The sequence below is a fragment of the Pseudomonas sp. K5002 genome (genome assembly GCF_013386655.1).
Classification (GTDB): Bacteria; Pseudomonadota; Gammaproteobacteria; order Pseudomonadales; family Pseudomonadaceae; genus Aquipseudomonas.
Genome location: NZ_JACARK010000777.1, coordinates 1 through 2066 on the forward strand (window position 1 = coordinate 1; position 2066 = coordinate 2066).

General features: G+C 61.2%; 3 protein-coding genes. 1 reads left to right on the forward strand and 2 read right to left on the reverse strand.

Going from position 1 to position 2066, the window contains the following annotated elements:
- Positions 1 to 225: 225 nt before the first annotated feature.
- Entirely contained in the window at positions 226 to 669 is a 444-nt protein-coding gene (soxR, locus tag HX846_RS28285; RefSeq protein ID WP_003210123.1) for a redox-sensitive transcriptional activator SoxR, read from the reverse strand.
- 90 nt (positions 670 to 759) lie between these two features.
- Here soxR and HX846_RS28290 point away from each other — a divergent pair, with 90 nt between their 5' ends.
- Positions 760 to 1122, forward strand: coding sequence for an antibiotic biosynthesis monooxygenase (locus HX846_RS28290; protein WP_032898632.1), 363 nt, complete (start codon positions 760 to 762; stop codon positions 1120 to 1122).
- Here HX846_RS28290 and HX846_RS28295 read toward each other — a convergent pair.
- A partial coding sequence (locus tag HX846_RS28295) for a sigma-54-dependent Fis family transcriptional regulator (protein WP_178966556.1) occupies positions 1114 to 2066 on the reverse strand: 953 nt, incomplete at its 5' end. The genes HX846_RS28290 and HX846_RS28295 overlap by 9 nt on opposite strands.

Genomic DNA, 2066 nt, shown 5'->3' on the forward strand with positions numbered 1-2066 from the left:
CGGCCGAGCATCGGCCGTATCTGGTATTGCAATACGCGACGCCGGTGAGGAATCAGTACCGGGTCAAGGCCGGGATTGCCCTGTAACCCGGTACCAGCAACAGCGCAAACCCAATGTGGGAGCGGGCTTGCTCGCGAAGGCGGTGGATCAGCCAATCATGTAGTGACTGACACCCCGCTTTCGCGAGCAAGCCCGCTCCCACATTGATCGAGTTTTACCCCGCCATTATGTGGACGGCTCCAAGAGTTGTGCCCCAGGCCCGCGATCACCCAGTACGTCGTCGTGATTGCGCAACGGGCACGCCTCCAGCGACAGGCACCCGCAGCCAATACAGCCGTTGAGTTTATCTCGCAGCAACATCAGTTTTTCGATGCGCTGGTCCAGGTCCTCACGCCATAGCGCAGACAGGCGCTCCCAATCGGCAGCGTTGGGCGTGCGGCCATCGGGCAAGGTTTGCAGCGCGTCATGGATCGTCGCCAGGGGAATGCCCAAACGCTGGGCAATCTTGATCACCACCACCCGGCGCAACACATCCCGCGGATAGCGCCGCTGGTTGCCGGCGTTGCGGTGGCTCTTGATCAATCCCTTGGTTTCATAAAAGTGCAGCGCGGTAACCGCCACGCCACTGCGGGCTGCCAATTGGCCGACGGTGAGTTCTTTGGTGACCATGAAAAAGCCCTTGACCTTGACTTAACTAGAGGTTTTACCCTGCGTGGCATCGAATCGCAAGATTGTGCCTACAGTGAGGGGGGAATGTTCATGCAGGTATTAGAGAAGAGTCTGAGTTTTACCCAGATGGTCGAATTTCACATCGAGCCTCAGCAGCAATCCGCGTTGGTAGCGGCCCTGTCATCGCAAAGCGAGCGCCTGGCCCAAGGCCATGGTGGCTTTATCAATGCCAGCGTGCAGGTCAGCGATGATGGACGCCGGGTGCTCAGCTACCTGCAATGGCGCTCCCGCGAGGAGGGGGAAGCGGCCTTCAAGTGTTTTGAGCACGGTGAGGAAGACTTCTGGACGCTGATCCGCGCCCACCAGGCCACGGCGGTGACCTTCGGTTCGTTCCAGGTGCTGCGCAGCATCGAGCGCAGCCATGACAACGCTCTGCACTGCCGCCTAAATTGACAGGTGCAGCATGCGCTCGCCCTGTACGTTTTCGCCGGGGCGTCGCTTGTTCACCGCCAGCTCGCCGATCTTGATCAAACGGGTACGGGTCACGTTGCGGCTCAGGCCCAGCAGGTTGGCGGTGTGCACCTGGTTGTAATGGCTGAAGCGGTAGGCGGCGCGCAGCAGCGCATCCTCGACCTTTTCATGCAGGGCCCCGGCCTGTTCCTCGAAGAGCTTTTGAAAGGCGCGTTCCAGGAGGGCTTCGGCGCTGTTGTCGGTGCCGTGCTGGCTGTCGTCCTGACGCTCGATGCGCATGTTCGACAGGCGCAGGTCGTCGCGCTCGATCACCCCGTTGCGGCAGATCAGCAGGGTGTGGTGGATCACGTTTTCCAGCTCGCGGATGTTGCCCGGCCAGCTGTAGCTTTTGAGCTTTTGCTCGGCCTCGCGGCTGATGGTGATCGGGCCGTAACCCAGGCGCTGGCTGTAGGCTTCGATGAAATGCCGGGTCAGTGGCAGGATGTCACCGGGCCGATCCCGCAGGGGGCTGAGTTCGAGGCTGACCACGTCTAGGCGGTAGTACAGGTCTTCGCGGAAATGCCCGGCATTGATGGCTTTCTCCAACTGAACGTTGGTGGCCGCCAATACCCGCACGTCGATGGGAATGCTTTTGCGTGAGCCCAGGCGCACCACTTCGCGTTCCTGCAGTACCCGTAGCAGCTTGACCTGGATCGCCATCGGCAAGTCACCGATTTCATCGAGGAACAAGGTGCCGCCGTCCGCCTCTTCGAACCAGCCGGCCTTGGCACTGAGGGCGCCGGTGAAGGCGCCTTTTTCATGGCCGAACAGCTCGGCTTCCACCAGGGATTCGGAAAACGCGCCGCAGTTCACGGCCACGAAGGGCCGGTTGCGCCGGGCGCTGAGGTTGTGGATATGGCGCGCCACCAGCTCTTTACCGGTGCCGG